This window comes from Saccharopolyspora shandongensis (genome assembly GCF_900106995.1).
Lineage (GTDB): Bacteria > Actinomycetota > Actinomycetes > Mycobacteriales > Pseudonocardiaceae > Saccharopolyspora > Saccharopolyspora shandongensis.
Window position 1 is genome coordinate 88,980 of the sequence record NZ_FNOK01000029.1, and the last position, 24,563, is coordinate 113,542.

General features: G+C 71.6%; 25 protein-coding genes. 10 read left to right on the forward strand and 15 right to left on the reverse strand.

What is annotated here, in order from left to right; all coding sequences use genetic code 11:
* The first annotated feature begins 11 nt into the window (after window positions 1–11).
* The 3 genes from BLW84_RS27100 (at window position 12) to BLW84_RS47725 (ending at window position 2,198) form a co-directional block, all read left to right on the forward strand.
* Window positions 12–1,169 (forward strand): GAF domain-containing sensor histidine kinase, encoded by a 1,158-nt coding sequence (locus BLW84_RS27100; RefSeq protein ID WP_093270660.1) that lies wholly within the window; start codon window positions 12–14, stop codon window positions 1,167–1,169.
* Window positions 1,166–1,795: a response regulator gene (locus tag BLW84_RS27105; RefSeq protein WP_093270662.1), complete on the forward strand. Its 630-nt coding sequence runs from the start codon at window positions 1,166–1,168 to the stop codon at window positions 1,793–1,795. The genes BLW84_RS27100 and BLW84_RS27105 overlap by 4 nt, the downstream gene beginning before the upstream one ends.
* A gap of 265 nt (window positions 1,796–2,060) precedes the next feature.
* Window positions 2,061–2,198: a hypothetical protein gene (locus BLW84_RS47725; RefSeq protein WP_177226715.1), complete on the forward strand. Its 138-nt coding sequence runs from the start codon at window positions 2,061–2,063 to the stop codon at window positions 2,196–2,198.
* Window positions 2,199–2,252: 54 nt separating this feature from the next.
* On the opposite strand, the gene BLW84_RS27110 is transcribed toward BLW84_RS47725, so the two are convergent.
* The 7 genes from BLW84_RS27110 to BLW84_RS27140 form a co-directional block, all read right to left on the reverse strand.
* Entirely contained in the window at window positions 2,253–3,443 is a 1,191-nt protein-coding gene (locus BLW84_RS27110) for a hypothetical protein (protein ID WP_093270665.1), read from the reverse strand.
* Window positions 3,440–3,754: a type VII secretion target gene (locus BLW84_RS27115; protein WP_093270668.1), complete on the reverse strand. Its 315-nt coding sequence runs from the start codon at window positions 3,752–3,754 to the stop codon at window positions 3,440–3,442. The genes BLW84_RS27110 and BLW84_RS27115 overlap by 4 nt, the downstream gene beginning before the upstream one ends.
* Window positions 3,751–4,173, reverse strand: a complete 423-nt coding sequence (locus BLW84_RS27120; RefSeq protein ID WP_093270741.1) for a YbaB/EbfC family nucleoid-associated protein — start codon at window positions 4,171–4,173, stop codon at window positions 3,751–3,753. The genes BLW84_RS27115 and BLW84_RS27120 overlap by 4 nt, the downstream gene beginning before the upstream one ends.
* 38 nt (window positions 4,174–4,211) lie before the next feature.
* Window positions 4,212–5,045 (reverse strand): ESX secretion-associated protein EspG, encoded by an 834-nt coding sequence (locus BLW84_RS27125; protein ID WP_093270670.1) that lies wholly within the window; start codon window positions 5,043–5,045, stop codon window positions 4,212–4,214.
* Entirely contained in the window at window positions 5,042–5,389 is a 348-nt protein-coding gene (locus tag BLW84_RS27130) for a hypothetical protein (protein ID WP_093270744.1), read from the reverse strand. Before BLW84_RS27130 ends, BLW84_RS27125 begins: the two co-directional genes overlap by 4 nt.
* A gap of 20 nt (window positions 5,390–5,409) precedes the next feature.
* Entirely contained in the window at window positions 5,410–6,528 is a 1,119-nt protein-coding gene (locus BLW84_RS27135) for a hypothetical protein (protein WP_093270673.1), read from the reverse strand.
* Between the two features lie 304 nt (window positions 6,529–6,832).
* Window positions 6,833–9,358: a helix-turn-helix transcriptional regulator gene (locus BLW84_RS27140; RefSeq protein ID WP_093270675.1), complete on the reverse strand. Its 2,526-nt coding sequence runs from the start codon at window positions 9,356–9,358 to the stop codon at window positions 6,833–6,835.
* 109 nt (window positions 9,359–9,467) lie between these two features.
* On the opposite strand from BLW84_RS27140, the gene BLW84_RS27145 reads away from it, so the two are divergent.
* Window positions 9,468–9,809: an MmcQ/YjbR family DNA-binding protein gene (locus tag BLW84_RS27145; protein ID WP_093270679.1), complete on the forward strand. Its 342-nt coding sequence runs from the start codon at window positions 9,468–9,470 to the stop codon at window positions 9,807–9,809.
* Between the two features lie 401 nt (window positions 9,810–10,210).
* Here BLW84_RS27145 and BLW84_RS27150 read toward each other — a convergent pair whose 3' ends face one another.
* Window positions 10,211–11,215, reverse strand: coding sequence for a LacI family DNA-binding transcriptional regulator (locus BLW84_RS27150; protein WP_093270682.1), 1,005 nt, complete (start codon window positions 11,213–11,215; stop codon window positions 10,211–10,213).
* 107 nt (window positions 11,216–11,322) lie between these two features.
* Here BLW84_RS27150 and BLW84_RS27155 point away from each other — a divergent pair, with 107 nt between their 5' ends.
* From BLW84_RS27155 to BLW84_RS27165, 3 genes are read left to right on the forward strand one after another with little or no spacing between them, the layout of a single operon-like run.
* Window positions 11,323–12,219 (forward strand): amidohydrolase family protein, encoded by an 897-nt coding sequence (locus BLW84_RS27155; protein ID WP_245761408.1) that lies wholly within the window; start codon window positions 11,323–11,325, stop codon window positions 12,217–12,219.
* Window positions 12,216–12,788, forward strand: a complete 573-nt coding sequence (locus BLW84_RS27160) for a cysteine dioxygenase (protein WP_093270686.1) — start codon at window positions 12,216–12,218, stop codon at window positions 12,786–12,788. The genes BLW84_RS27155 and BLW84_RS27160 overlap by 4 nt, the downstream gene beginning before the upstream one ends.
* Before the next feature lie 33 nt (window positions 12,789–12,821).
* Window positions 12,822–14,285 carry an aromatic amino acid ammonia-lyase gene (locus BLW84_RS27165; protein ID WP_093270689.1) on the forward strand — a complete coding sequence of 488 codons (1,464 nt, stop codon included), beginning with the start codon at window positions 12,822–12,824 and terminating at the stop codon, window positions 14,283–14,285.
* Here BLW84_RS27165 and acs read toward each other — a convergent pair.
* The 3 genes from acs to BLW84_RS27180 form a co-directional block, all read right to left on the reverse strand.
* Window positions 14,260–16,374, reverse strand: a complete 2,115-nt coding sequence (gene acs / locus BLW84_RS27170) for an acetate--CoA ligase (RefSeq protein WP_093270692.1) — start codon at window positions 16,372–16,374, stop codon at window positions 14,260–14,262. The genes BLW84_RS27165 and acs overlap by 26 nt on opposite strands.
* Window positions 16,371–16,664, reverse strand: coding sequence for a hypothetical protein (locus BLW84_RS27175; protein ID WP_143061117.1), 294 nt, complete (start codon window positions 16,662–16,664; stop codon window positions 16,371–16,373). The genes acs and BLW84_RS27175 overlap by 4 nt, the downstream gene beginning before the upstream one ends.
* Window positions 16,665–16,755: 91 nt before the next feature.
* Entirely contained in the window at window positions 16,756–17,643 is an 888-nt protein-coding gene (locus tag BLW84_RS27180) for an MIP/aquaporin family protein (protein WP_093270696.1), read from the reverse strand.
* Window positions 17,644–17,981: 338 nt separating this feature from the next.
* Here BLW84_RS27180 and BLW84_RS27185 point away from each other — a divergent pair, with 338 nt between their 5' ends.
* Both BLW84_RS27185 and BLW84_RS27190 read left to right on the forward strand, forming a co-directional pair.
* Window positions 17,982–19,181 carry an Nramp family divalent metal transporter gene (locus tag BLW84_RS27185; RefSeq protein WP_143061118.1) on the forward strand — a complete coding sequence of 400 codons (1,200 nt, stop codon included), beginning with the start codon at window positions 17,982–17,984 and terminating at the stop codon, window positions 19,179–19,181.
* 4 nt (window positions 19,182–19,185) lie between these two features.
* On the forward strand, window positions 19,186–19,557 hold the full coding sequence (locus BLW84_RS27190) for an inorganic pyrophosphatase (protein ID WP_245761409.1): 372 nt from the start codon (window positions 19,186–19,188) through the stop codon (window positions 19,555–19,557).
* 6 nt (window positions 19,558–19,563) lie between these two features.
* Here BLW84_RS27190 and BLW84_RS27195 read toward each other — a convergent pair whose 3' ends face one another.
* The 3 genes from BLW84_RS27195 to BLW84_RS27205 all read right to left on the reverse strand — a co-directional run bounded on the left by BLW84_RS27195 (window position 19,564) and on the right by BLW84_RS27205 (window position 22,617).
* Window positions 19,564–20,349: an ion transporter gene (locus BLW84_RS27195; protein ID WP_093270702.1), complete on the reverse strand. Its 786-nt coding sequence runs from the start codon at window positions 20,347–20,349 to the stop codon at window positions 19,564–19,566.
* A 123-nt stretch (window positions 20,350–20,472) separates the two neighbouring features.
* Entirely contained in the window at window positions 20,473–21,447 is a 975-nt protein-coding gene (locus BLW84_RS27200) for a sporulation protein (protein ID WP_093270705.1), read from the reverse strand.
* Window positions 21,448–22,077: 630 nt separating this feature from the next.
* Complete coding sequence (locus BLW84_RS27205) at window positions 22,078–22,617, reverse strand: helix-turn-helix domain-containing protein (protein WP_093270709.1); 540 nt, start codon at window positions 22,615–22,617, stop codon at window positions 22,078–22,080.
* 157 nt (window positions 22,618–22,774) lie between these two features.
* Here BLW84_RS27205 and BLW84_RS27210 point away from each other — a divergent pair, with 157 nt between their 5' ends.
* Window positions 22,775–23,614, forward strand: coding sequence for an alpha/beta fold hydrolase (locus BLW84_RS27210; RefSeq protein ID WP_093270753.1), 840 nt, complete (start codon window positions 22,775–22,777; stop codon window positions 23,612–23,614).
* A 25-nt stretch (window positions 23,615–23,639) separates the two neighbouring features.
* Here the strand turns inward: BLW84_RS27210 and BLW84_RS27215 are convergent.
* Window positions 23,640–24,563: FAD-dependent monooxygenase (locus tag BLW84_RS27215; RefSeq protein WP_093270756.1), on the reverse strand; the 924-nt coding region annotated here is incomplete at its 5' end.

Here is a 24,563-nt window from a genome sequence, read left to right on the forward strand (position 1 = left end):
CGGGGGCGCGGGTGGCGCAAGGGCAGCGCGCGCAGGTGGAGCGGGCGGCGGAACAGGGCGTTCGGTTCGAGCACCTGCTGGACGAGCACGCGCAGGTGCTGCACCTGCTCGACGACACGGCCGCGCTGCGCGGGCTCGCGCAGCGGGTGCGCGAGGAGTGCGGCGCGCACATCGGCCTGGCCGGGCCGGTCGAGGCCGACCGCCTGCTGGTGCTGCGGCAGTGGAACGGCACCTGCGCCACCGGCCTGCACGACCTGCGCGTTCCGATGGGCCTCGGCCTCGGCGGGCTGGCCTTCGCCGAGCTGCAACCGGTGTGGGTCGACGACTACTGCGCGTCGGAGCTGATCACCCACGACTTCGACGGGCCGATCTCCGCCGACGGCATCAAGACCATGCTTGCGGTGCCGATGGTCCGGGCGGGCAAGGTGCACGGCGTGGTCTACGCGGCGATGCGCGAGGTCACCGACTTCGGCGGCAGGCAGCTCGACGCCGCGGTGCACGTCGCCAACAGCGGGGGACTGGCGCTGCAGACGGCGTCGGCGGCGCGGCGCCAGCGCGAGACGGCGGCCGCGGCCGAACGCCGCCGGATCGCCTCGGAGCTGCACGATTCGGTGGGAGCGCGGCTGTTCCGGATGGGCGCGGAGCTGCGCGATCTGCGGACGCACGCCGAAGGTGGCAGCAGCGAACTGCTGGACCGGTTGGTGTCGCTGGAGAACCAGCTTGCGGAGACCGCGTCCGCCTTCCGCGACTCGGTGCACGCCCTGGACCACGGCGAACCGGGCGGCGGCCTCGCGGAGGCCTTGTCCCGGGACTGTGCGGCGTTCCAGCGCCGCACCGGCACGACGGCGCAGTCGGTCGAGGTCGGCGCGGTGCCGGACTGCGGGCCGCACCGCACCCGGGTGCTGCTCGCGGCCGCGCGCGAAGCGCTGCTCAACGTGGAGAAGCACGCCAACGCCCGCTCGGTGCTCATCAGCACGATCGCGCTGGACGACGAGATCACCGTCTCGGTCACCGACGACGGCAGCGGCTGGCCCGGCCGGGGTCAGGAGGGCAACGGCATCGGGCTGCGGGCCACCGCCGACCGGGTCGGCGAGGTCGGCGGCACGCTTTCGGTGGTGGCCAACGAGGACGGCGGGCTGACCGTGCGCATCCGGGTTCCGCTGACGTGAGCGACGACATCCGTCTCGTCGTCGTCGACGACCATCCCGTGGTGCTCGACGGCGTTCGCCTGCTGTTGCGCGACGATCCGGCGATCCGCGTGGTCGGCGGCGCACCGGACGCCGCCTCGGCGGTGCGGCTGGTCGCGCGGGCCCGGCCGCACGTCGTCCTGCTGGACCTGCGGTTGCCGGACGCGGTGGCGAGCGAACTCGTCGCACCGCTGCGCCAGGCCGCGCCCGACGCGCGGATCGTGGTGTTCACGGCCTACCGCGATCACGCCGCGCTCCAGGCGACGCTCGACGCCGGCGTCGACGGCTGCCTGCTCAAGGACGCCGGCGCGACGGACCTGGTGGCGGCGGTGCGCCAAGCCGTGAGCGGGGTCGCGATCTTCGATCCGCGCGTCGACGCCCGGGCGGCGCCCCGGATGCGCGCCCGGCTGCACGACACCGGGCTCACGCAACGCGAGTACGACGTGGTCCGGCACGCCGCCGCGGGACGGACCAACCCGGAGATCGCCGAGCAGCTCGGCCTCACCCGGCACACCGTCACCGGCTACCTGCGGAACGCGATGCGCAAGCTCAACGCCCGGAACCGGATCGAGCTGATCACCAAAGCCGCCCAGTCGGGCCTGCTGTAGTCCCTGTTCGAGCACTAGCCCGACACGCCGGTGCATGTCGCGTCCCGGCGCAATGGCGGCGTTTTCGCGCGAAAACGTCACCCGCACGCCTGGCGAACGCCGTTTTCGCGCGAAAACGTCACCTCAACCCGATCGGGCGTCGCCGGTAGCCCCCGATTCCGGGCCGAAACCCCACAGGTGTGGGGGTCGGCTGTGCGGTCTGCGTCTCACCCGCCGGTTCGATCGCGCGCCGGAAACGGCGTAGCCGCAGGTCAGGGGATCGCCGGTGTGGGCGGTCGGCGTCGGTCATCCGGCGCCGGCCTGGAAGGTGATCGCCATGGACAAGAAGTCGAACCTGCTGATCATCGTCGTCGCCGGGGTCATCGCCATCGGCCTGCTGTTCGTGGCCGTGTCGGTGGGCTGAAAAACGCCTGCACCCCCGGGCACAGCCGGGAGTGCAGGCGTTCATCGGTGCGGCTCAGGCGTTGGGCGGCGGCGCGCCGTACTGGGCCGTGCCGTACTGGGGCGCTTCGGCCGAATCCGGGTCCGGCCACGTCGCTTCGTACGGGTTCTTGCGGGTCGTCTCTGCCTCGGACGAGTTCGCCGGGCGCGCCATCGGGCTGCCCGCCGCCAGGTAGGGCGAGCCGCTCTGGGACGCCGCCCCGGCCGCGGCCGAGTAGGCCGAGCCGGGCGAACCCGGGTTGGACCCCACCGGGTTGGCGGTGGCGTAACCGGCCGCGGCCAGGCGCGGCGCCGAGGTCGCGCCGGCCGAGGTCGTGCCGTGGGCCGACCCCGAGTACGACGACGCCGGGATCGACGACTGGTCCGACGGCAGGCCGGGAACGCCGCCTCCCGACTGCGCGCTCTGGGCCGTCGTGCCCCTCGGCGAGCCGGTGCTTTGCTGGGCCAGCTCGCTGATCTGCACGATCTTGCCGGTCAGCGAGGCCACGGCCTTGGCCGTCGAATCGACGTGCTTCATCAGGTTCTGCGCGCTGGAGAGCAGGGTCTGCAGGTGCCCCATGATCCGGCCGCCGTACTCCACGGCCACCTGCACGGCCTGCGGGATCGCCGCCGCGATGCTCGCGCCGAAGGTCGCCTGGGCCGCGGCGATCGCCTGGTTCATGATCATGATGATCTTGCCGACGGCCTCGTTGACGAGGGTCGTGACCTCCTGGAGGGTCTTCGCGACCGCTTCGCCCGCGCCGGCCGCGGCTTCCGCCAGCGCGACCCCCGCCTGGCCGAGCCCGTTGATCCCGTCCACCAGCTCCGCGCCGGTCTTCAGGTAGCCGGCCGCGGCCTCGCCCGACCAGCCGCTGGTCTGCGGCCCGGTCGACTGCCCGTACTCCGAGGCGATCGTCGAGACCGCCCGTCCGGCGTTCTGGAAGCCCTCCGCGCCCGAGGAGATCGAGCTCGGGTCGCCGGCCAGCTGCTGCAGCGGTTCCGACAGGAACGACACCGATTCGGCCAGGAAGCCGAAACCGGCGCCCGCCAGGGCCGACAGCGGGTCGGACACCGAGCCGAGCGCCTGCAACCCGGCGCCAGCCCCGCCGAAGTCGCCGGTCTGCCAATCCTTGTTCTGCACGGACTGGATGGTCGACTTCAGGTCGTCGACGACCTGCGAGGTGCTCGACGGGTCCGGGCTCGCCGAGAAGTTGATCTCCACGGTCATCGCGCGTCCCTCCCGAACAGCACGCCGGCGTTGCGGTCGTCGGAGCGCTCGTAGCCCTCGGCGGTCTGCACCAGCGCCGAGCTCATCCCGTCCATGGCGGACGCGGCGCTCCCGATGGCCTCCCCGGCCTGGATCATGGCGCCGCTGAGCCCGGCCGTGATGAACTGCACGAACGAGCCGAGCGCGTTCTCGGCCAGCGCGCCGGGCAGGCCCCCGGCGGCGGAGGACAGCCCGTCGGCGATGCCGGCGACCGTCTTGGCGTGCTCCCGGATCTGCTCGGGATCGACCTGGAATTCGCCTGGCGCGCTCATCGGACGATCACCTGCGGATTCGCGAAGAAGTAGTCGTCGTCGTCCGGCGGGGGCGGGCCCGACGAGGCGTCGACACCGGCGGCCGGCGGCATGTTCTGCTTCACGAAGTCCAGCGCGGGACCGTCGCCGACGTAGTCCGTCATGATCTCGACGACCTGGGCGCCGACCGAGCGCTGCGCCTGCTGCGCGGTGGTCAGGATGAGCCGTGCGAGCTGCTCGGCCTCCAGCGCGCGAGCCGCCGGCGTCAGCCGGATGTCCTCCATCGCGCCGCTGGGCCCGACCTGCACGGTGACCTCGCCGCGCGGCGAGGACGCCGTGCCGCTCATCCGGCTCAGGCTTTCGCTGGCCGCGCGGGCGTTCGCCGCCGCCCGCGCGAGCTTCTTGTCGTAGTCAGCCAGCCACTGCGCTGGTGAATCCACGGTGTTTCCTCCGACTTCGTCCTGGAAGTTGCCTGCGCTCACCGCGGCCGGCGGGCGATTCCGGCCAGTTCGTCAAGCGCGAAGCGCAGGTCCTCGCTGCGCAACGGGTTGATGCTCACCCAGCCGTTGCGGGCCGGGTTGACCCGCAGCCGACCGCGCGGACCGTCCAACCAGGACAGTTCGGCGCCGGCCCGGACGTTCTCGGCGCCGTCGCGCCGCGTCGCGCCGAGCTGGCCCCGGCCGGTGAGGGTCGGCAGCAGCCCGGTGAGCTGGTCGAGCACGTCGGGGTCGCCACCGCAGTCGCGGACGAGCTCCCGCAGGAGTCGCTCCTTCGCCTCGTCGTCCGCCACGTCGCGGATCAGCTCCGCCGCGCTGCCGATCGCGCGCTCGGGCAGCGAGATCGGCAGCGCCCGGGCCGGGCCCAGGTCGGGCACCATCGCCCGCAGCGCGTCGCCCAGCGCGTTCGCAAGGACTCGCCGGATCCGCACCGGGCTCGCCGGGTCGCCGTCCAGCGGCTGCTCGCAGATCAGCGCCCACGACCGGTAGACCATCGCCACGACGGCGGTCGCGCCGTCGCCGTCGAACAGCACGAGATCGACCGTGCCCCGGTATTCGCGCAGCGCAGTGACCAGCTCGGCCGCGGCCCCGGCGGGCCCGTCCTCGTCGGCGAGCCCGCGCGCCTGGAGGGTCTGGCCCGCGGTGGCCAGCAGCACCTCCCGCTCGCCGTCGATCCGCCCGAACGACGGCACGCGCAGCGGGAAGGGGAAGCGCACGCCGACGTGCGAGGCGAGCAGATCGAGCTCGATCTGTCCGAAGTGGATGGTTCCGTCGGTGGCCCCGCGCCGGGCGGTGCGCGTGGTCGCGGTCGTCATTCCGCGGCACCGCCCGTCCTGCGCAGCACCTGCGCGGTGTTGTCGTCGGAACTCACGTAGCGGGTGACAGTCTGGTGCAGCGCGTTGTGGAAGCCGTTCAGCTCGGTGTCGGCCGCGCTGATCTCGCCGGTGAGCCCGGACTGGCCGGCCGCCTCGCGCAGCCGCATCGCCAGGTGCATCGCCGGCGGCGCGGTGCCGAGCATCGGCATCCGCTCCGCGAGCTGGCGCGCGGACGTCACCAGGCCGTTGGTCTGCTCACCGAGGTTGGTGAGCGTTCTGACCTGGGCCGCGAGGTCCTGCGGCGAGACCTGGTAGCCGGGCCCGGAGTTCGCTTCGGAGGTCAAGGGATCCACTCCTGTTCGTGTCAGCCGATGACCGGGGCGCTGGCCGGCCGGTCGTCGGCGAAGAGCTTCTGGTCGACGGTGGGCATGCGGTTCTGGTGGAGCTGTTCTTCCTCTTCCTCGCCGCGTCGCGCACCACCAGGAGCCATGCCGCCACCGGAGCCGCCGCGCCCGGCGAGACCGGCCATCGAGCCGGATCCGGCGAGCAGCGCGCCTCCCGCGGCTCCGCCGCGCAGCCCCGCCTCCAGCGGTCCGGCGCCGACCAGCTTCCCCCAGGGCGTGCCGCCGCCGGCCCCGCCGGCCGCGCCGCCGAATCCGGCCGCGGAGGTCGACGCCGGCGCCCCGAAGGCGAGGGCCTCCGTCGAACCGGCCGGGGCGATCGTCTTGCTGCTGTTGAGCAGGTTCGCCTCGTACTGCTGCATCACGTGCACCGCCTGGGCCTTCTTCTCGGCGGCCGCGACGCTGGCGAGGAACAGGCTGCCGCCACCGGCCGCCACGGCGCCGATCGCGGCACCCATCAAGGCTCCCGGGCCCGCGCCGACGCCGCCCGCGCCTGCGCCGATCAGGCCGCCGATGACCGCGCCTGCCCCGGCACCGGCCGCGGCACTGGCCACGGCGCTTCCGGTCGGGTCGCCGGGCGGCGGCGGCATCGTGTTGCGCGCGACGGAAAGCGCGTCGCCGGCGTCCTGGGTGGCCTGCTGGGTCGTGGCCGCGCGGGTGCTGATGTCGTCGGTCCGCTCGCCGATCGAGCCGAGCCGCTCCGTCGCCAGGTCGGCCGACGAACTGGTCCAGTTCGTCTGCATGGCGGTCCGCTGCTGGCGCATCGATTCCGCGTGATCGGTCAGCTCGCTGCTGTGCCGCCCCCACTCCGCGGCGACCGCGCTGACGTCACCGACGTCGGCGTTGTCCCACAGCATCTGGTAGAGCTGCTCGTGGGAGTAGGAGTTCCAGTTCGTGCCTTCGGGCGGGATCGGCGAACCGAAGTACCCCTCCCACACGTTGCGCAGGGCGCTCACCACGGGTTGCGCCAGCGCGCCGGCCGGGCCGGCGTCGTCCAGCACGGAAGTGGCGGCGTTCGCCAGGTCTTGCACGCCGGCGGACGCCATCTCAACGACGTTCGCCGTCTCCGAGTCGTTGATCATGTCCGGTGTTCTGCCTTCCAATCGGTCCGCCGACCCGCCGGCGGACCACCGATCACGGTGATATTGCTGAGGTCACAAGTGCTGGAGACGGCTGCCGCCGTCGTCGCGCAGCGGTGGTGCGCTCACGGCGGGCGTGGCGGGGCCGCCGATCGGCGCCGGTCTGCGCACGAGATCCATGCGGGATGTCCACCTTCGTGCCGGGCCCGCTTCCCCTCTGCGGGCACCGAACAAAGATCACCAGAACGGCGCGGCGGAATCATCCGCAACATTGCTGATGTTCCGGGAGACGAGTAGGTAACGGGCGTCATTCGCGCTCCCCGAATCCGAGCGCGATCTCGATCCGCGACGAGTAGCCGAGTTTCGACAGCACCCGCGACACGTGCGAATCGACCGTTCGCACCGACACGATCAGCCGTTCGGCGGTCTCGCGGTTGGTCAGGCCCTGCGCCACGAGTTCCGCGACTCGGTACTCGGCGGCGGTGAGGCTCTCCCAGCCGTGCTTCGGCCTGCGCCGGGAGCCGGTCGCGCCGCGCCGCAGGCCGAACGCGCGCAGCGCGGCGTCCGCCCGGTTGATGTCGCCGGTGGCGGTCAGCGCGGTGTACTGGTCGATCGCGGTCTGGTACGCGGCCCGGGCGTCCGCGGATCTCCCGGAAGCGGCGAGGACCTTCGCCGCGTCCTCCGCCGCACGCGCGGCGAGGATCGGCGATCCGGTGTCGGTGAACTCCTGGGCCGCGGCCAGCAGGACGTCGACGTCGCTGTCCACCAGCCCCTGGCAGTACATCAACGCGCCGCGCTCGCCTGCCGATTCGCCGGTGCTCAGGTCCCGCATCTGCGCGACGAGCCGGTTGGCCAGGTCGCGGTCGCCGCCGGTGACCGCGATGCGCACGAGCCGGGCGCCGACCGTGGCGACCGTGTGCGCGTGGTGCACGCCGACGTCGCCGGCGGCGAGGGTGTGCACGATCTCCAGCGCCCGTTGCGAGTTGCCCTCGGCGTCGGCGACGTGCGCGCTGGCCAGGACGGCGATCTGCTCGTAGAACACGGCGACGCCGCGGCCGGGGGACCGCTCGGCGAGCTCGGCGTGGACGCGGGCGGCCGGCAGGTCGCCGCGGTGCAGCATGATCATGGAAGCCACCCCGTGCAGCGGGCCGGCCAGCCCGTACTGGTCGGGCAGTGCCATGGCGGCGCCGATCTCGTCGAGCGCCCGGTCCCAGAGCCCGTTGTTGAACGAGGCCAACGCGGCGATGGTGTGCAGCCAGGTCAGCAGGCCCGCGCCGATCTCGCGGGCGATCGGGCGCGCCTGCTCGACGGTCTCCAGCGCGGCCTTGTCGTGCCGCAGGTCCTGGACCACCGCGCGCAGGAGGCGCGACATCAGCCACAGCCCGCGGTCGTCGACGGCGATCTCCAGCAGCGCGTCCGCGCGGTCCAGCCGCTGCAGCGCCCCGTCGAGGTCGCGGAAGACGAACAGGCCTGTCGCCTCGACGTTGAGCAGGAACACCTCGACGAGTGGGTCGTGCGCGGCGGCCGGGGTCGCGAGCTCGACGGCGCGCTCCGTGCCGGTCAGGTCGCCGGCGGCCAGGCACGCGGCGGCGTCGATCGCGGCGAGCCGGCCGGACAGCTTGCCGTCGACGCGTTCCGGGTCCAGCGCCGCGATGGCGGCGGCGGGATCCATCTCCCGGAAGCAGATCAGGGCGAGCACGGCCCGCAGCCGGTGCCGGATCGTCGTTTCCGGATGCGCGGCCAGGCTGGCGGTGGCGATGCGCTGCGACTCGTCGGTCCGACCCGACCACATCAGCGCCTCGGCCAGCGCGGCGCGCAACGGGTGCAGGCGCGGATCGCCGGGCGGCAGCCCGGAAACGGCCCGGTGGAACAGGTCAACCACCGCGGGCGTGGGCCGGGCGGCGAGCCGATCGGAGTGTTCGTCGAGCCAGTCGACGGTCCACGCGTCCACGGGCGTGTGCGCGAGCTGCTCGGCGACAGCGCGAGGCACGGCGTTGCGGGCAGCGAGCGCGCGGGCCGCGGATCCGCGCAAGCCCGCCGAGGTCGCCGCAAGATCCTGGCGCACCACCGGATGCCGGAACCGGACGAGGCCGCCTTCTTCCACCAGCAACCCGATCCCGGCCAGCCGGACGATCCGGGCAAGCGCGTCCACCGGTGTCATTCCGGCGACGGCGGCCAGCTCGTCCACCGGTGCGGGTTCGGCCAGGATCGCGGCGTAGCGCAGCAGGGCGGCATCGTCTCCCGCCAGCCCGGTCGCCCAAGTCGTCACCGCCGTGGCGCGGTCGTCCGCGGTGAGGCGAGCCAGCAGCCACGGGTTGCCGCCTGCGCCGTCGGCCAGCCGCAGCAGTGATTCCGGCGGTTCACCACCGGAGAACTCGGTGAGGACGGCGCGGACCGCGCAGTCGTCGAGCGGTTCGAGGTCGTGCGCGGTCGCGAGCCGGTCGAGTGCCGCGAACCGGGCGGGCTCGACGCCGCGATGCCGTCCGGCGACGACCAGCAGCGGCCGGTCGCGCAGCCCATCGGCGAGCTCGTGCAGCGCGAGCAGCGTCGCGTCGTCCGCTCGGTGCAGGTCGTCGATGGCGATCGTGGTGGGCTCGGTCAAATCCGGTGCACCGGCCGACAACGTGGTGGTTCCGCTTTGCGGCAGCACCGGAATCCGATGTGTGCGCATGCCGAGTTCCCGCGCCGCCGAGAGGTGCGCGTCCAGCAAGGTGGTCACGCCGAGACCGGGATCGGCACGCAGCACGACGAGCCCGCCGCGCCCGGCGCGTGCTGCAGCTGTGGCGTCAGCGAGCAGGCGCTGCGCCTCGTTTCGTCCGAATAAATTCACCATCGCAATCAGCGGGAATCCTACAAGCGGGTGATCACGAGCAGAGGGCGTTTCCGCCCAGAAAACCCCAGGTGGCCGGTTCCTGTCAGAGGCTTGCGGGAGAATGCTCCACATGGGTGTCCCGAGCGGTCAGTTCCTGCGGATGGTCGACGAGCTCGCCGAGGTCGAGCAGACCGACTCGCGCAACTACACGTCGTTCAGCGTGCGCGGCAAGGGGTTCGGCTACTACTGGCCGCGCACGGAGACGGCCGGGCTGAAGCAGACGCTGTCCGAGCAGGTCGCGCTGGTGTCCGAGCGGCCGGATGTGTTCGAGGTGCAGTTCACGGCGGGCGGCTACGGCTGGGTCGTAGTGCACCTGGCCAAGATCGACGCCGACGAGCTCGCCGAGCTGGTGTACGAGGCGTGGCGGCTCTCCGCCCCGGAGACCCTCGTCGAGGAGAACCCGCTCCCGTAGCCAGGACGCGATGCCTTGCCCTGAGCGACCGTGGCACGCGCGGGCGGCGGGGGAATCAGTCTCCAGCCGCCCGCCTGCCGTCCAGTGTGGACTACCTCGCCCCGGCTACGCCCATCGTCCGCATTTCGCCGAACTAGCCGCCCAACCCCTCCTGGAGGGCGTTTGCGGCAGCCGGATCCGGCTCTGCCCGCCGAAGCCACCCGACTGGGACTGGCCGAACTGCTGCTGGCCGTAGGGCTGCTGCTGACCGAGCAGGTGGGCCAACTGAACCCGATCAATTCGCGAATGAGTCTCGTCCGAGCCCAGTCACGACAAGCAGCCCGGGCCATGCCGCGACGTGCACGGCCGCGTGCGCCTGCGCGCAGTTCGACAACCGGGCCGCCGCACGGCGCCGCCTGCGGTCAGCCGCGCGGTTCGGCCACCGAGTCGCGGTGCTTCGGCTCCGGGGCGATGAGCTTGCGCCGGCTCCGCCGGTTCTTGTCGACCGCCTTGAGCACGCGCTCGACGACCGCATCGACGACGGTTCGCACGTCCCAGCGGTAGGTGGACAGCGCGGGCGTCAGCAGGCGCGACACCGGGTGGTCGTCGTAGCCGAGGACCGAGAGGTCAGCGGGAATGGCCAGGCCGAGGTCGCGCGCGGCTTCGTAGACGCCGTAGGCCATCGAGTCGGTGAGGCAGAACGCGGCCGTGGGCCGGGGCTCCTCGGCGAGCGCGGCCCGCGCGACCTCGGCGGCGCCGGTCAGGTCGTTCGGGCAGGCCACGACGCGCAGGCTCATCCGCAGCTCCTGCGCGACCTCGCGGACGACCTTCTCCGCGGGCCGCTGGCGCAGCAGTCGCGGCCCCGGCGTCAGCACCAGGATCTCGTCGTGCCCGGCGGCGCTGAGCGTTTTCAGCGCGTCGGTGACGCCCAGCCCGTTGTCGAACACCACCTCGGCGGCGGTCGCCGCGCCGGGTAGCGGGTCGCCGATCGCGACGAGCATGGTCCGCTCGGCGGCCTCCGGCCAGTGCCGCGAGTTCGGATCGACGGGGATCGTGACGAGCGCGTCGACCCGCTGGTCGAGGAGGTTCTTGGCGAGCAGGGCCTCGCGCGCGGGATCGGCGGCGGAGTCCATGAACAGCGTGTTGCGGTCGGCGGCGAGGAAGCGCCTGCCGAGCGTGGTGGCGAAGTTCTGCTGCCACAGGTCGTCCAGCGAACTGCACAGCACGCCCACCATGCCGGTGCGGCCGCTGGCCAGCGCGCGGGCGACCGGGTCGGCCTCGTAGCCGAGGCGGTCGGCGACTTCCCGCACGCGCTGCTGGGTTTCCGGTGGAACTTGCAGGCCGCGGAGCGCGTAGGACACCGCGGCCGGGGAGAGTCCCGTCTCCACCGCGATGTCCTTGATCGTGGGGCGCTTGCGGCGTTGCACCTGGAAAGCCTAGCGCGCGGCGGATGCGCACGTTCGGCCCTTGACCGCGAGAGCACTGAGGCGGTTCACTGAAACCGTTCACTGAAGCGCTTCACAAAGGTGTCTCCGTGTCCTATCCGGTGATCGACATCCATCAGCACCTGTGGCCCGCGGAGTTCATCGACGCGTTGCGCGCACGCGCCGATCCACCGCTGCTGCGCGGCTGGACGCTGCACCTGGCGGGCGAGCCGCCGTTCGAGGTGGATCCGGCCGATCACGAGCCGTCCGAGCGCGCCGCTCGCGAAGCGGGCACGGCGGTCGCGCTCGTGTCGCTGTCCAGCCCGCTCGGCATCGAGTGGCTGCCGCCGGACGAGTCCGAACCGCTGCTGGACGCTTGGCATCGCGGCGCCGCGGCGCTGCCCGATCCGTTCCGGGCGTGGGCGGCGGCCAACGTGCTGGAACCCGACGAGCAACAGGTGCGCGAGGCGCTCGGCAGCGGATGCGCCGGCCTGCAGATCCCGGCCGACGCCATGCGACGACCGGCCGATGTAGAACGCATCGCCACGCTGCTCGCGGTGTGCGAGCAGGCGGACCGGCCGGTGTTCGTGCACCCGGGCCCGGCGACCAGCCCGGCCGCCGACGTGCCCGGCTGGTGGCCGCCGGTCGTCGACTACGTGGCGCAGCTGCAGGCGGCGTGGTGGTCCTGGCACGTCGCGGGCCGCGCACTGCTCCCGCGGCTGCGGATCTGCTTCGCCGCCGGGGCAGGGCTGGCGCCGGTGCACCACGAGCGGCTGGCGGCCAGGGGAGGGCAGTTCGACCGCGTCGATCCGGGCGTCTTTGTCGAGACCTCGTCGTACGGGCCGCGCGGGGTGGACGCGCTGGTCCGGGTGCTCGGGATCGACCCGGTCGTGCTCGGCAGCGACCGCCCCTACGCCGAACCGGTCGATCCGGGGCTGGGAGAGGCCGCCGCCCGGGCCATCCGCTGCTCGAACCCGCGTCGTCTGCTCGAAGGAGGAACACCGTGATCGGCGAACCCACCGCGCCCGGTCTGCCCGCCAGGAGAGCGCGCCGGATCGGCGACGTGCCGGGCGGATTCACCATCGAGGCGCTGCCCGGGCGCTACCTCGACCAAGGCGAACTGCTCGGTCTGGTCGCGGGTCTCGCGCGCCGGCCGGAGACGTGGCGGCACCACGTCGCGTTCAGCGACGAGAAGCGGCATTACGCATCGCTGCACCGGGACGCGCACGTCGACGTCTGGGTGCTGTGCTGGACGCCGGAGAACGACACGGGCTGGCACGACCACGACATCTCCGCGTTCGCGGTCGCGGTGGCCCGCGGCGCGCTCGTCGAGCACAACCTGGCCGTCGCCGGGCCGAGCGCGGCCACCGAGGTCGCCGCCGGCTTCGCGTACGGCGGCGGGCCGGACCACATCCACCGGCTCACCGGACAGGAGCCGCGCAGCGTCTCGATCCACGCCTACTCGCCGCCGCTGTGGCGGATGGGCCAGTACTCCGTGACCGACGGCGTGATCCGGCGCGTTTCCGTGTCCTACGCGGAGGAACTGCGTCCCATCGACGACACCGCGCCGGTCTGACCCGGCACGGGTTCCGCGGGGAGGGAAAGGACCATGACTGCGGTGCGCGCCGGAGCACCGGTGCTCCTCGACGGCGCTGATATGTCCATTGTGGATGTCGTGCGGATCGCCGACGACCGGGTGGCGGTCTGCGTCGCGCCCGCTGCGCTGGCCCGGCTCGGCGCGGCAGCGGTGCTCACCGGGCCGGTTTACGGGCGCACCACGGGCGTGGGCGCCAACCGCTCCGAGGCGGTGCCCGGCGGTGCCGCGCACGGGATGCGGCTGCTGCGCAGCCATGCCAGCGGGATCGGGAACCTGCTGCCGGAGCGGGACGTGCGGGCGATGATGGCCGTCCGCCTGAACCAGGTGCTGCGCGGCGGCACCGGCGTGCGGCCCGGGCTCGCCGAGGCGATGGCCACGGCGCTCAACGCCGGGGCGTACCCGGAGGTGCACGAGCACGGTTCGGTCGGGACCGGCGATCTCGGGCCGCTGGCGGAACTCGGGCTCGCCCTCGCGGGCGAGGCGCGCTGGATCGGTCGCGGACCGGCCCCGGTCGTCCTGGCCGAGGGCGAGGCGCTCGCGTTGATCAGCAGCAACGCCCTGACCATCGGCCAGGCGGCGCTGGCGGTGGCTGCGGTGCGCGGCCTGGTGTCGGCGACCGCCGCGATCGCGGCGCTGACCGCGCTCGCCGTGGGCGGCTCGACCGAGCCGTTCGCGCCCGAGGTGCACGCGTGCCGTCCGCACGCTGGCGCCTCCCGGGTCGCGGCCGAGGTGCTGGCGCTGCTCGGGGGCGAGGTCGTCCCGGGCAGCCGGATCCAGGATCCGTTCGGGCTGCGGTGCTTCCCGCAGGTGCACGGCCCCGTGGTGGAGGCCGCGGCCGACGCCGACGCGGTCGTGGTGGTGGAGCTCAACGCGGCCGCGGAGAACCCGTTGCTCACGACCGGCGAACCGGCGGCCGCCCGCCACCACGGCGGATTCCACGCCGCCCAGCTGACTCTCGCGCTGGACCGGTTGCGGCTGGCGATGCTCTCCACTGCCCAGTTGTCGGCCGCGCGGCTGGCGATGCTCACCGAACCCGGGATGACCGGGCTGCGCCCGTTCCTGGCGGCGGGACCGCCGGGCAGCTCGGGGATCATGGGGCTCGAATACGGCGCGGGCTCCGCGCTCGCCGAACTGCGCGCCGCGGCGTTCCCGGCGACGCTCGGCCACATCGCGCTGTCCAGGGGCGCCGAAGAACACGCGAGCTTCGCCCCGCAGGCAGTCCGGCAGACGTGTCGCGCCGCGGATGCGTACCGGCTCGTCCTGGCCTGCGAACTCGTGGCCGCGGTCCGCGCCAACCGGCTGCGCGGCGTCAGCCCGGGACGACCGATCCGCGCGGTCTACCAGCGGGCGTGCGATGCGCTGGATCCGGATACCCGGGAGCGCCCGCTGTCCGGCGACGTCGCTGCTGCCGCCACCGTCGTCGACGAGATCCCGCGGCTCGTGCGGTCGGCTATTCGTTGCGGCCGAACGCCCTGATCTCGTCGGCTTCCTCGCGGGTCAGCTGGCGCGGAACCTCGCCGTGGGCGAGCTTCTCGCGCTGGATGCGGTGCCGGATCTCCTCGACCACCTCGGGATTGGCCAATGTGGACACGTCGCCGACGTCGGCGAAGTTGGAGATGCCGGCGATGACCCGGCGCATGATCTTCCCGGAGCGCGTCTTGGGCATGTCGCCGACGATCCAGACGTTCTTCGGCCGGGCGATTTTGCCGATCTCCCGCTCGATCGCGCGGGCCACCGAGTCCTCGATCTCTTCGCCGGCGTCCCGTCCTGGCTTGAGCGCGACGTACATTTCGACGGCCCGGCCGCGCAGCTCGTCGACGACCGGCACGGCGGCGGCCTCGGCGACCTCCTCGACGGTCAGCGCCGCCGACTCCAGCTCCTTGGTGCCCAGTCGGTGCCCGGCCACGTTGATCACGTCGTCGACCCGGCCGAGGATGCGGAAGTAGCCGTCGGCCGCCTGCACGGCGCCGTCGCCGGCGAAATACGGCCAGTCCCGCCAGTCGGTGCTCGCCGGATCCCGGCAGTACTTCTGGTAGTAGATCTGCAGGAAGCGCTCGGGCTGGCCCCAGATGGTCTGGAAGATCCCGGGCCACGGGTTGCGGATGCAGATGTTGCCCGCCTTGCCGCTGCCGGCCTCGACGGTGTTCCCGTCCTCGTCGTAGATCACCGGGAACACTCCGAGCACCCCGGGGCCGCAGCTGCCCGGCTTCATCGGTTGCAGCGCGGGCAGAGTGCTGCCGAGGAACCCGCCGTTCTCGGTCTGCCACCAGGTGTCGACGACGACCGCCTCGCCCTTGCCCGCCACGTCGTGGTACCAGCGCCACACCTCCGGTTCTATGGGTTCGCCGACGGTCGTCATGTGCCTGAAGTGGTAGTCGTACTTGCCGGGCTCGTCCGGGCCGAGCTTGCGCAGCATGCGGATCGTGGTCGGCGCGGTGTGGAAGATGCCGACGCCGAGCCGCTCGGCGATCCGCCAGACGCGGCCGGTATCCGGATAGGTGGGCGCGCCTTCGTAGATCACGCTGGTGGTGCCCAGCGCCAGCGGCCCGTAGACGATGTAGGAGTGGCCGGTGATCCACCCGATGTCGGCGCAGCACCAGTAGGTGTCTTCGGGATGGATGTCCTGGTAGTACTTCGACGTGCCGGCGACGTAGGTGAGGTATCCGCCGGTGGAGTGCTGGCAGCCCTTGGGACGCGCCGTGGTGCCGCTGGTGTACATGAGGAACAGCGGCGCCTCCGAGGGCATCGAGACCGGCTCGACCACCGCCCCGCGGTGCTCGGCGAGGACCTCGTCGACGAAGCAGTCCCGGTCGTCGACCATCGCGGTCTGCGAGGTGTAGCGACCCGGGTGTCGCCGCCACACCAGCACCCGGTCGACCTGCTGGCCGAGCTCGTTCGCGGCCCGCACCGCCTCGTCGGCCTTGGCCTTGTGGTCGACCAGCCGGCCGTTGCGGTAGTAGCCGTCCATCGTCACCAGGACGCGGCTGCCGGAGTCGGCGATCCGCTCGCCGCACGCGACGCCGCTGAACCCGCCGAAGACCTCGGAGTGGATCACGCCCAGCCGGGCGCAGGCCAGCATCGCCACGGGCAACTCGGGAACCATCGGCAGGTGGAAGGTGACCCGGTCACCGGTGCGCAGCCCGCAGAAGTCGCGCAGCACCGCGGCGAACTCGTTGACCTGCCGGTAGAGCTCTTGGTAGGTGATCGTGCGGGTGTCCTCGGCTTCCGGCTCCGGCACCCAGATCAGCGCTGCCTTGTTGCGGTCGGCGGCCAGGTGCCGGTCGACGCAGTTGTAGCAGGCGTTGAGCCAGCCGCCGACGAACCACTTCCAGAACGGCGCGTTGCCGGTGTCCAACGTGGTGTGCCAGTAGGCGTCCCAGCTCAGTAGTTCCGCGTATTCCTTGAAGCAGTCCGGGAAGTGGGCTTCGTCGAAGCGGCGGAAGATGTCCGGGTCGGCGGCGTTGGCCTGGGCGATGAACCTCGCCGGCGGCTGGTAGTAGTCCTCCTCCCGCCAGTGCACGGAGATCTGTGCCTCGGAATCCGGTGACCCTGATGCTGCGGTCATCTCCTGACCTCCCGATCGAGCAGGCCGGCGCAGGCTGCGAACTCGTGCAACTCCGCCGCCCACGCGGCGTGGCCGTCGAACGCGCTGACGTCTCCCCGGTGCACCGAGTCCCAGCAGAGCTCGTCGGCCAGCCGGATCGCCCTGGCGACAGCTGGGCCCAGCGCGCTCGGCGGCGTCGCCTCCACCTCCCGGCGCAGGCGCGCGACCCGGCCCACGGCCGTCGGATCGGCCGCCGCCTCCAGTTGCGCCAACCGCAACGATAGTTCGCCGACCAGGTACTGCTGCGTCATCGCCACCGCCACCCATCCCGATGTTCGAAACGGGTGTACCCGGGGAGAATTCCATCGTAATCCCGGGAAACCGCGCCGCTACCGAGTCGGATTACCCGTCCCCGCTCACCCGCCCGGTTTCCGCCGGTGCCGTGCGGGCCGCGACGACCTGGCCGATGAACAGGTCATAGACGACGGCGCCGATGACGCCGCCGACGAGCGGCCCGACGATGGGGATCCAGAAGTAGGCGCTGAACCACTGGTAGGTTCCGGGCAGGGCGATGTCGCCCCAGCCGGCGATGAACGTCCACAGGCGGGGGCCGAAGTCGCGCGCCGGGTTGATCGCGTAGCCGGCGTTGGGCCCGAAGGTCAGGCCGATCGCGGTGACGGCCAGGCCGATCAGGAACGGCCCGAGGTTGGCCGACGGCGCGGTGTTGCGGGTGTCGGTGAGCGCGAAGATGAGCAGCACCAGGATCGCGGTGCCGACGATCTGGTCCAGAAGCGGTCCCCACCACGACCCGTCGAAGTACTTGGCCGGGAAGGTGGCGAAGATCGCGAAGGTGTCCAGGGACTGGGGGCGGGCGAGACCGGCCTTGGCGTTGAACGCGTCGATCGCCCAGCCGTACGTCGCGTACACCAGCGCCGCGGCGAGGAACGCGCCCACGACCTGGGCGACGATGTAGGGCACGACCTTCACCCACGGGAAGGCCCGCCGCACCGCGAAGGCCAGCGTCACCGCCGGGTTGATGTGCGCGCCGCTGACGCCGCCCGCGACGTAGACGCCGAACACCACGCCGAGGCCCCAGCCCCACGCGATGATCAGCCAGTTCGCGGGCCCGAAGGCGTCGGACTGCCGCCCCGAGCCGGGCAGTCCGGCGACGGCCACCGCGACCGACGCGCACCCCAGCAGGATCAGGACGAAGGTCCCCAGGAATTCGGCCAGCAGCTCGCCGCCGAGTCCTGCTCGGTAGCCGCGGCGACGTTCGTTCTCCTCGGCCATCGGTGGCTCCACACGCGAGTCGATCTGCCCCCATCACGCGATTCGGCCGGTCCGGCGCGGCGGAATCGGTAATCGGAGTGTAGGACTGCCGCTCCGGACGCGCCGGGCGCGAGCGGCCGGGTGGGGGCTTGCGAAGAGAATTTTTCGTCATACCGTAACCTCGTGGACGGGAAGACGAATCGTGGTTCGCGCGGGCCCGCCGGGGCGCCACGCGCATACCGGCAGGAGGCCGTCATCGGCGAGCAGGCAGCGGCACGAGTGGACCGATGGGCGTGACCGAGACCGAGGCGGGACGCGATGCCCGGGAGGACCTGGGGCAGGTGCTCGGCCGGGGGCGGATGCGCGGCGCGCTCGCGATGCTGGGGCCCGCCTTCATCGCGGCCATCGCCTACGTCGACCCGGGCAACTTCTCGACCAACATCGGCGCCGGCGCGGAGTTCGGCTACGCGCTGGTGTGGGTCGTGGTGCTGGCGAACCTGATGGCGATGCCGGTGCAGTTCCTGTCCGCGAAGATCGGCGTGGTCACCGGCAAGACGCTGCCCGAGGTGTGCCGGGAGCGGCACTCCCGGCCGGTGCGGTGGGGCCTGTGGCTGCAGGCGGAGATCGTCGCCATGTCGACCGACCTCGCCGAGTTCGTCGGCGCCGCCCTCGGCCTGTACCTGCTGTTCGGCATCCCGATGGTGCCGGCGGCGCTGATCACTGCGGTCGTCGCGTTCGCGCTGCTGGGCCTGCAGGCGCGCGGCTTCCGGCCCTTCGAGCGGGCGATCGCCGGGTTGCTGCTGCTGATCATCGCCGGCTTCGCCTACCAGCTGCTGCGCATCGGCGTGGAGCCCGCCCAGGCCATCGCCGGGCTGGTGCCGTCGCTGCCGGCCGGCAGCGCCTACCTCGCGGTGGGGATCGTCGGCGCCACCGTGATGCCGCACGTGGTCTACCTCCACTCGGCGCTCACCAGCCGCCGGGTGGCCGTCTCGACCGACGACGACCGCCGGAAGGTGCTGCGCTTCGAGCGCTGGGACGTGGTCATCGCGCTCGGCCTCGCCGGGTTGATCAACCTGTCGATGCTGGTCATGGCCGCGAAGCTGTTCCACAGCAGCGGCAACACCGGGATCAGCAGCATCGAGGACGCGCACGCGGGCCTCGCCACGTTCGCCGGCGGCACCGCCGCCCTGGTGTTCGCGGTCGCCCTGCTGGCGTCCGGGATCTCGTCCTCCAGCGTCGGCACCTTCGCCGGTCAGGTCGTGATGGCCGGGTTCATCAACTTCCGGATTCCGCTGCTGCTGCGCCGGTTGATCACGATGACGCCCGCGCTCGTGGTGATCGTGCTCGGCATGAACCCCACCGACGTCCTCAACTTCAGCCAGGTCGTGCTGAGCTTCGGCATCCCGTTCGCGCTGATCCCGCTGCTGCTGGTGACGAGGGACCGCTCGGTCATGGGCGACTTCGCGAACCCGCGCTGGCTGACGGCGGTGATGACGGCGATCACGACGCTGATCATCGGCCTGAACGCCTACCTCCTCTACGACCAGTTCCTGGGCTGAGGCGGTGGAAACCGAGGAGCATCCCGGCTCGGTGCGGTTCTTCGCCGCGCTGGCCGATCTCGTGCGGCACGGCGAGATCGTCGTCGACCGGCCGAGGGGACGGCCGCACCCGCGCATCCCGGACGTCGTCTACCCGCTGGACTACGGCTACCTCGCGGGCACCATCGGAGGCGACGGCGGAGGAATCGACGTCTTCGTCGGCTCGGCCGCGGGCGCTGGCGTGGTGGGCGTCCTGCTCACCGCGGACCTGGCCAAGCGGGACGCCGAGATCAAGGTGCTTGTCGACTGCTCACCCGAGGAGGTCGAGATCGCCAGGGAGTTCGTCACCGGAGTCCTCGGCATCGGCGGTCATCTCGTGCGGCCGGGCGAGCCCTAGCCCGCATCAGGATTCGGCCGGCGCGGCGCGGAGTTCCCGTACTTCGGCCCGGAGTTCGCGGATCTCGGTGAGCAGCTCGCGGGCCGTTTCGCCGTCGTCCTCGCGTTCGCGGCCCATCTGGGATTCCATCGCGGACACCGCGACGGCGATGAAGAGGTTGAGGACGGTGAACGTGGTGACCGCGATGTAGCCGATGAAGAAGATCCAGGCCAGCGGTTCCTCGTCCATCACCGCGCGGGCGACCTCGGACCAGGCTTCCCCGGTCATCACCTGGAACAGGGTGAACAGCGAGTCGCCGAGGTCGCCGAAGTAGTCCGGGGCGACCGCGCTGAACAGCTTGGTGGCGATCACCGCGCCCACGTAGAGGATCAGCACCAGCAGGGCGGCGATGGAGGCCATCCCCGGGACGGCGGTGAGCAGCGCGCTGACCACGCGGCGCATGCTGGGGATCACCGAGATCAGCCGCAGGGCGCGGAGGATGCGGAGCGCGCGCAGGACGCCGAAGGCCCCGGTGGTGGGTAGCAGCGCGATGCCGACGATGACGGTGTCGAAGCAGTTCCACGGGTCGCGGAAGAACCGCCAGCCGTGGCCGTACAGGCGGGCGGCCAGCTCGACCGCGAACACCGCCAGCGCGGCCCGGTCCACCGCGTGCAGCAGCCAGCCGTGGCTGGCGACCAGGTCGGGGGAGGTCTCGCAGCCGAGGGTCACGGCGTTGACGAGGATGACCGCGATGACCACCCGCTGGGTGAGTGGCGCGTCGACCAGCTCGCGGACGCGTTCGCGCGTGCTCACCAAGTACTCCCGATCACGGCGGAGACAACGATGTTGATCAATCTATCGGGTTGCCCCGCCGGGAGTTGAGCCGACCGGCGCGCGGTGGGCGCCGGGAACGGATTCCCGGCGCCCACCGGAGGATCAGAACTCCTCTTCGTCGCCCTCGAAGACCTCTTCCATCATCTCGCCCACGACCATGCCGCCGAGGATCCCGGCGCCGGCGCCGAGCGCGGCACCCGCGACCATGCCGCCCATCCCGGATCCGCGCCGGTGGTGCTCGTCGTGGTAGCCGTGGTGCTCGTAGCCGTGGTGGTCGTACCCGGCCATCGGGTGGCCCGCGCCGCGGCGGTCGGCGACCTGTTCCAGCCAGCCGTGGATCCGCCCGGCCCAGTCGGTGCTGAGAGCTTCCTCGTGGGAGGCGTGGAAGCGGCCGAAGGCGTCCTGGCTCGGGGTGAAGAACCCGCCGCGCTTGTCGGCCTCCAGCACCACGTCCAGCCCGTGCGGGCCGGCGACGAAGGTCAGCTCGACCTCGTTGATCCGCCCGGCGAACTGGTGGGGCGGGTAGAACTCGATCTCCTGGAAGAACGGCAGTTCCTGGTGGACGCCGTGCAACCGGCCGTGCTCCAGGTCGGCGCTCTTGAAGTGGAAACCGAGCTGGGAGAACGCCTCCAGCACCTTCTCCTGCGCGGGCAGCGGTTCCACCGACACCGGGTCGAGGTCGCCCTTGTCGGCGACCTTGGCGATGGCCAGCTCGGTGCGCACGCCGAGCGTCATGCCGTGCAGGTGCTGTCCGTAGACGCTGGTGATCGGCGTTTCCCACGGCACGGGGAGCTGGAACGGGATGGTCTTGTCCTCGCCCTCGCGCAGCTCGAACCGGCCGGCCACCACGGCGCGGTGGAACTCCACCCCGGCGTGCCCGTCGTGGCCGCCGCGTTCGGTCTCGATGCGCGTGACGAAGCCGAGCACGACGTTCTCGACGGTGACGTCCTGGTTCCCGCCGGTGATGCGGACTTCCCCGGCCAGGTTCTCGCCCGGGCGGACGTGCTGGTGGTGCAGCACGGTGTCCACCGACGGGCCGCCGACGCCGAGTGCGCCCAGGAGCTTCTTGAAGACCATTCTGCTGGTCCTTCCTCTTCTCTTCGCTGTCGATCAGTTGCGGTGTGTGTTGTCGAGCGGGTTGCGGGTGGTGCGGCTCCTCCAGCCGGATCGGTGATGTCAGCGCGGTCCGGTGCGGCCGCGAGCCGTCGCGCACGCTCCGCGGAATACCGCGGTGTCGTGCGGAGATGGGAGGAGAGCGCGGCTGGTTGGCCAGGGGAGGAGCGCCGGGGAATTCTCGGCTGCACGGCGCGGAAATGCGCCTGGTTCTGGTGCAGGGCGACCGGAACGGATGCCGGGCGGAGTCGTGGGCGGCGCCTGGCCGTGACGGGACTGCGCGCGGGAGGTGTGGCCCGCCGGCGCGCGGCAGGCGGTTCGGTTCGGGCCGCCGACGTGCGGCGTCAGCGGCCCGGCGAGGTCCGCGCCCCTCGGCTCGCGAGGGGCGCGGCAGGTACTTCCAGGATCATCGCCCATGTCCGTAGCAACGGAGCAACAGGTGATCCGGTTCCGGACAAACGCCCCAAAGATAGTGATCAACACAACATCGCCGACCGCGAAACCTGTGCTGTGCCTACGTCTCGGAGTGCGTGGTCGGGCGCTGGAGGGAGCACGTGCTGAGCGCGCTGCGCCTGATCCGCCGGCCGGTCGTCGTTACTCCTGGGGCGGTTGCTCGATCGGGAACAGGATCGGGCTGAGCAGGTACTGGCTGCGGTGCGGTGCGGGTTCGTTGGCCAGCTGCGGCGCGATGGCGCCGCGCATCCCGTCGATCATCTCGGCGAGTTCGTCGGGGCTGAGCCAGATCGCGTGCTGGCGGTAGCCGACGGAATCGGCGGCGGGGTCGGCCTGCTCGCGATCGAGGTAGGCGTTGAACTCGGCGATCAGCGTGGTCATGGCGGCGGCGAAGCCGCGGCGGTGCTCCTCCGGCTGCACTGCCATCGCCGTTTCCCGGTCGATCACCGCCCGTTCCCGGCGCAGGCGGTACCGGCGCTCCACGGCGCCGCGCACTCGTTCTTCGCCTTCGACTTCCAGGATGCCCGCGTCCGCGAGCAGGCCGACGTGCCGGTACACGGTCGCCTTCGAGACGTCGGGCACGCGGTCGCACAACTGCGAGGTCGTGAGGTGCCGGCCACCGGAGAGGGCGTGCACGATGCGCAGCCGCACCGGATGCACCAGCAGTTCCAACGTGTCCACGGCCGTATCTTCTCATGTCGTGATACCTTTCTCAAAGTTTGCGAATGATCGTCGACGTGGAGGAACTACAGTGCAGCACCGATCAGCTGAAAACCGCCCCGAGGTGATCGAGGCGCCGCCATTGGGACGTCATTACGAGGTGGGAGGCCGGCGGCTGATGCTCCAGCGCTCGGGAAGCGGAGACCCCGCCGTGGTGTTCCTCCCCGGAGCAGGCCTGGTCGGCCTGGACTTCTTGAACCTCCAGCAGCGGGCGGCTGAACTGGCCACGAGCGTGCTCTACGACCGAGCGGGCACGGGCTGGAGCGAGCGAACCGACCTGCCCCGCAGCGCCGTCGAGGTCGCAGGCGAGCTTCGGGACCTGCTGCGCGCGGCGGGAGTTCCGGCTCCCTACCTGCTGGTCGGGCATTCGCTGGGCGCGTTCTACGCGCGCCGGTTCGCGCAGCTCTTCCCCGACGAGGTGGCCGGTCTGCTCCTGCTGGATCCCGGTCACGAGGACATCCACGACCACATGCCGGCGGAAGCCGCCGGGTTGGACGAGCAGATGAAGCTCGATCCGGAGCAGCTGCCGGAGCTGACGGACGAGCAAGTCGAAGCCTCCCGCGGCGCGCTCGCGCAGATCTACGCCGAGTGGCCCGGCTCGGTCCGCGAGCCGCTCGTCGAACATCACCTCTCGGAGTGGCGGACGGGCATCCAGGAGACGGCCAACTTCGAGAGCGAGCTGTACGACGAACTCCGGCAGGGCGGAGAACTCCCCGACGTCCCGTTGATCGTGGTCACCGCGATGGGGCGCAACCCGTACTGGGCGAAGTTCGCATCAGCGGACCTCGCACGCCGAATGCACGACGGCTTGCGGGACCTGCACGCGGCGATCGCCGCATCGGTTCCCCGCGGCGAGCAGCGGGTGCTCGACGATGCCCAGCACCAGTACCTCCACATCGAGCATCCCGACGCCGTGCTGCACGCGATCCGCGACCTGCTCGACGAAGCCGGCGAGTAGTCGAACGACGGCTTTTCGGCCTGCCTCAGCGGCGCAGCGACTCGCCGCGCTTGCGCGCCCGAGCCCAGCGCATGCCGTTGCCGAACAGCCGTCGAGTCTTGCGTGCCACTAGGTGTTGTGTCATCAGGTGCTGCTGGTAGCGCCACGGCGGCTGCAAGCTGTTCCGGCCGCACATCGCGTAGCAGAAGTCCACGGCGTTGCGGTCGGTGTAGCGGTCGGTGTTCTCGAACCACGCCATGCTGGTGCGCGCCGAGGCCTGCGCCGTGCGCATCAATTCGTGGCCCTCCTCGTCGAACTCCTTAAGGGCCATGGCCGTTTGCTCGCGATCCAGCAATTTCTGCGCGAGCATCACCGCGTCGGTCATGGCCAGCCTCGTCCCGGAACCGAGCGTGAAGTGCGTGGTGTGCGCGGCATCGCCGATCAGCACCGCGTTCTCGTAGCGCCAGGTCTGGTTGTAGACCTGGGTGAAGTGCTGCCAGGAGGCCGGTCTTCCCCGGGAGGCGCTGATCAGCGAGTGCCCCGCCAGCGGCTGGTCGAAGATGTCCTCCAGCAGCCGCATGCTCTCGTCGTCGCCGAGCCGGTCGAACCCCAGTCCTCGCCAGGTGGTGTCCTGGCATTCGACGATGAAGGTGCTGATCCCGGCGCTGGAGGGGTAGGCGTGGAACCAGATCCAGCCCTCGGGTGTTTCTTCGAAGTCGAAGGTGAACATGTCGAACACCCGGTCCGTGCCCAGCCAGATGTAGGGGTTGCGGCCGTGGCCGACCTGGGTGCCGAATTCCTCGGCGTAGCGTTGCCGGATGCGGCTGTTCGCGCCGTCGGCGACGACGATCAGGTCGGCGTCGGCGAACTCCGACAGGTCTTCCGCGGCGTGCTCGTACCGGACGTCCACGTTGAGGTCGGTGGCGCGCTGGGCGAGTATCTCCAGCAGCGGCGCGCGGTTCACGCTGTA